Source organism: Streptomyces otsuchiensis (genome assembly GCF_004305975.1).
Classification (GTDB): Bacteria; Actinomycetota; Actinomycetes; order Streptomycetales; family Streptomycetaceae; genus Streptomyces; species Streptomyces otsuchiensis.
This window is the reverse complement of record NZ_BHZI01000418.1, coordinates 1-3,593: the sequence shown is the minus strand read 5'-3', so window position 1 is coordinate 3,593 and position 3,593 is coordinate 1. Positions and strand designations below refer to the sequence as shown.

The following is a 3,593-nucleotide window of genomic DNA, read 5'->3' as shown; positions in this document are numbered from 1 at the left end:
GGGTCGGGCTCTTAACGGGGGGCGGCGCGGTCATCCGTTCACCACCAGCGAGCGGGGGTTGTTGGCGACCGACCAGTTCAGCGCGCTGGTGACCGTTGCTCGCGTCTCGCTGGGGGTGAGGCCGGCGCTCTGCCCCGCCCCGTTAAGAGCCTCCTCAACCTCCGACCGGCTGAGCTGCCCGGCGGCGACGAACCGCCCCAACGCCCGGGCCGCCCGCGTCAGCGCCGCGTTCCGCGCACCTTCGGGAGCGGTGGCCACCGCCTGGGTCTCGCTGCGGAACGCCGCCGCGACGTACGCCGGAACCCGCCCCGACACCGGACCCGCCGCCACGACCACCGGGCGGGGCCGTGGCGCGAGCAGAGCCAGCAGCCAGTCGGGGAGAGGTGCGACCGGCGCTTCGTCGGCCAGCTCGTACCGCCCGGCGGGGAGGGTGGTGCCGGGGGCGAGGACGTATCCACCCCACGCGCGGGTGTCGACCAGCGGCCCGACCCGGCCCTGGGTGTTGTGCAACCTGCTCCCCGACGGGGCTGTGAAGTACAGGTGCCTCCCCCCGCCCGCAGTCCGGACCGTGCGGGTGGTGGGGACGGCCTGTCCGGCGCGCTCGCAGAGCGCCTGGAAGGTCGCCGCGCCGCCAGGCGCGTCCCTCTTGTCCTTGGGCTTGTCGAGGTCGACCACCAGGAGCCCGGCCGGGCCGGTCGCCAACCCGATGCCGTACGGGACGGTGGCCCAGGAGCGGGTGATCAGCTCGGGGTCGGTGGTGGCCCGCTGCTCCGGGGTGCGGTGCCCGGCGGCGCAACGGCCGGTGCGGGGGCAGTTGCTGGCGGGGTGGCCGGTGGGTCGCTTGCTCCCGGGCCGCAGGGGGAAGACGGGCCATCCGCGAGCGGCGCAGTCCAGTGCCGCCGCCAGCAGCGGCGGGCACGGTGAAGGTGTCATGCTGGAACCTCCAGTTCCATTCAGGTGGTCTGGTGAGGGCGGCCCCGGTTCTTGGCGGGATGGGGGCCGCTCTCGTGTGTCAGCAGGTGCAGTTGTCGGCTTTCTGCTGGCAGTCCCAGCAGCGGGGGCAGTCGCAGCCGCACACGCAGTCGGCGTGCTCTGGGCCTGGTGAGGAGCAGTAGCAGCCGGACTCGCCGCAGGCGTCGGGGTGGTCGTTCATGTCACCCTCGCTTCGTGGTGGGGTACCAGCCGCCGCGCTTGGGGTCGTAAACGCGCTCGCCCTCGCTGGGCGGGTCGGTGATCGGCCGAGGCCGGATGTCGATCGGGCGCTTCGGGGTGATCGGCATAATGGCTTCTCCTGTCTCAGGGATGGGATGGGTGGCCCGGGGCGGGTGCTGGCAGGCAAGGCCGCCCCGGGCCGTAGCAGGTCGTGACTTACTTCTGTTCGCTCAGGAGTCGCTCCGCCTCGTCCAGGAGGCGCTGGCGCTCAGGGTCGCCGGGGGGCAGCTGCTCGGCGCGGGCCAGGAGATCCCAGATCTCGGCGGACATCAGGCGCGGCCCACAAACTGCTTGTTGTACTCGTCAACCGCGTCGTCCAGGTGGCCCTGGACCATGGCCTCGTCCTTGGACCCGGGGGTGGTCCGGAGGAGGCTGGCGCGGAGCAGGCGGATCTCCGTCTCCTTCTCCTCGCGGAGGTCCGCCTGGGTGATGACCTTGCCGGCGCGGAGCTTGTCTCGCAGACGCATGGGGGTTCCTCCCGATGGGTGGAGTCCGGCTTGCCCGGCTCCCGGCGGGGCCCCTTCCGGGGCGCCACGGGCAGGCGGTAGACGGGGTAGATGCGGGCGGTAGGGGCGGGTAGGGCGCCGGTAGGGCTGGTGGTAGTTCCGCAGGTCAGACGGCGGTAGGGACCCGGGTAGGGCTGCCGGTAGGCGCCCCGGGGGCGGCGATCGGGGGGAGCTTGGAGCGCCTGATCCCGGCCCGGTTGACGCCGCCCACCTTCAGCTGTGATTCGACCGGGATTCCCCACCCCTCCAGGGCCGCTCGGAGGCCCCCGACGTCACCCTCGGGGAGGTCCCGAAAGTGGCCCTCGGAGTGCCCCGCCGAGAGCAGTTCGGAGAGGTGCATCCCGGGGCGGTCACCGATGGTTTGGTGGACCCATCGGAGGGCCTGCACAGAGACGTCCTCGGGGGTGGTCGCCGGCGCCTCCCGAGGGGGCTCGGTCGCGGTCTCCTCGGGGGCCTCCTCCTCGTCCTCCTCCGACTCCTCCTTCGCCGCCGCGAGGCAGGCCCCGACGGCCGCCGTCCAGCAGCCGATCCAGACGAGCGGCCCGGCGGTGGCGGCGATGAGGAGTCCAGCGATCGCGGGGGCCGCGGCGGCGGTTCCCCAGACGGTGTATCCGGTCCAGCGGGCCGCCCGGCCGCGTCCGGCGACGGGGCAGGTTCCGAGGTAGGCGGTCCACCAGCTCGGGAGGGTGCGGATGATGACGTCGGCGCCGTCGACGGCTCGATGCGCCAAGTCCAGGATCGGCCGCTCGCGGGGCTCACTGGTCACGGTGACGGTCCTTCCGGGTTCGACGGGCGGCGTCCCAGCTTCGGGAGGCGGCGTATCCGACTCCCGCAGCGGCGACGCACGCGGTGACGATCAGGGACAGGTAGGCGAGGAGCAGCGCGGCGAGGAGCAAGACTGCGCAGCCGGCGCGCTTCAGCAGCTCCACATCAGCCGCCGTTCGCCCAGCCCAGCAGCGGCTCCCCGATCGCGTTCACTGCGGCGATGACGGAGGCGTCGCCCCAGCCGGACCCGCCGACGGTGGCGTAGAGGGTGATCCCGGCTGCTGCGAGGAGCACGAGCTGCACGGCCTTCTTCCCGCCGCCGGCCTTCGCGGCGGCGATCAGCGAGATGGTGGCCATGGCGAGCAGGGCGACGGTCACGACGGCTCCGCCGGGGGTGAGGGAACCGGTGCTGGTGGTGGCGATCTGGCCCTGAAGGACCCCGGTGCCGCCAGCGGCGAGGCCGCCGGCGACATCGTGGGCGGACCCGAGGAACCCGGCGGCCTTGCCGATGAGGCCGCCGCAGGCGCCCATGAGGATGCCCATGCACATGGGGGCGATGACCTGCCAGATCAGGTCTTTGACCTTGTGTCCGCTTCTCCACCAGACGAAGAGGAAGGTGGCGAGGGTGGCGATGGCGATCGAGAAGGCGGCGAGGGTCACAGCGTCACTCCGGTGAGGGCCTGGATGAAGTCCCAGGGGTGGACGACCTGCCAGACCCCGACGACGGCGCATCCGAGGGCGCATCGCGAGATGAGGATCTGGGGGTAGGTCCGGGCACGGGCGATGAGGATCGAGGAGAAGGCGAGGGCGCCGATGGCGAGGCCGTAGCCGATGGCGCCTCCGCCGGTCTCGCGGGCGTAGTAGACGCAGCTGGCCCACGTGGTGGCCGCGCTGTACCCGGTCCAGGGGACGGGGACGACGGCGAGTCCGAGACCGATGAACGTGGTCCAGGGGCGGGAGGCGGACAGGGCCCGGCGCCACCAAGAGACCTGCCGGGTCTCGACTGGAACGAGAGCGTCTCGAATCTGCTGGAGGGTGAGGCTGTCCTCGGGCGCGAGCCGGAGGGTGATCTCGGAGGTCTCGGGCGGGGGGCGGTGAGACCCGGGGGTC

Annotated in this window: 7 protein-coding genes; all 7 read right to left on the bottom strand. The window is 72.7% G+C overall.

Going from position 1 to position 3,593, the window contains the following annotated elements; translation table 11 throughout:
• Positions 1 to 30: 30 nt before the first annotated feature.
• Positions 31 to 933 carry a bifunctional DNA primase/polymerase gene (locus E0D90_RS24535; RefSeq protein ID WP_130800136.1) on the bottom strand — a complete coding sequence of 301 codons (903 nt, stop codon included), beginning with the start codon at positions 931 to 933 and terminating at the stop codon, positions 31 to 33.
• A gap of 79 nt (positions 934 to 1,012) precedes the next feature.
• Positions 1,013 to 1,153: a hypothetical protein gene (locus tag E0D90_RS26840; RefSeq protein WP_157996938.1), complete on the bottom strand. Its 141-nt coding sequence runs from the start codon at positions 1,151 to 1,153 to the stop codon at positions 1,013 to 1,015.
• A 328-nt stretch (positions 1,154 to 1,481) separates the two neighbouring features.
• A complete protein-coding gene (locus tag E0D90_RS24530) occupies positions 1,482 to 1,679 on the bottom strand; it encodes a hypothetical protein (RefSeq protein WP_130800135.1) in 198 nt (65 codons plus the stop codon).
• Between the two features lie 145 nt (positions 1,680 to 1,824).
• Positions 1,825 to 2,484, bottom strand: coding sequence for a hypothetical protein (locus tag E0D90_RS24525; RefSeq protein ID WP_130800134.1), 660 nt, complete (start codon positions 2,482 to 2,484; stop codon positions 1,825 to 1,827).
• On the bottom strand, positions 2,474 to 2,647 hold the full coding sequence (locus E0D90_RS26835) for a hypothetical protein (RefSeq protein WP_157996937.1): 174 nt from the start codon (positions 2,645 to 2,647) through the stop codon (positions 2,474 to 2,476). The genes E0D90_RS24525 and E0D90_RS26835 overlap by 11 nt, the downstream gene beginning before the upstream one ends.
• Before the next feature lies 1 nt (position 2,648).
• Positions 2,649 to 3,143 (bottom strand): hypothetical protein, encoded by a 495-nt coding sequence (locus tag E0D90_RS24520; protein WP_130800133.1) that lies wholly within the window; start codon positions 3,141 to 3,143, stop codon positions 2,649 to 2,651.
• On the bottom strand, positions 3,140 to 3,593 hold a 454-nt coding region (locus tag E0D90_RS26830; protein WP_157996936.1), incomplete at its 5' end, for a hypothetical protein. The genes E0D90_RS24520 and E0D90_RS26830, both read right to left, overlap by 4 nt.

Coding starts and splice junctions, on each gene's coding strand:
- E0D90_RS24530 (WP_130800135.1), bottom strand. CDS start 1,679: ATGCGTCTGCGAGACAAGCTCCGCGCCGGCAAGGTCATCACCCAGGCG.
- E0D90_RS24535 (WP_130800136.1), bottom strand. CDS start 933: ATGACACCTTCACCGTGCCCGCCGCTGCTGGCGGCGGCACTGGACTGC.
- E0D90_RS26840 (WP_157996938.1), bottom strand. CDS start 1,153: ATGAACGACCACCCCGACGCCTGCGGCGAGTCCGGCTGCTACTGCTCC.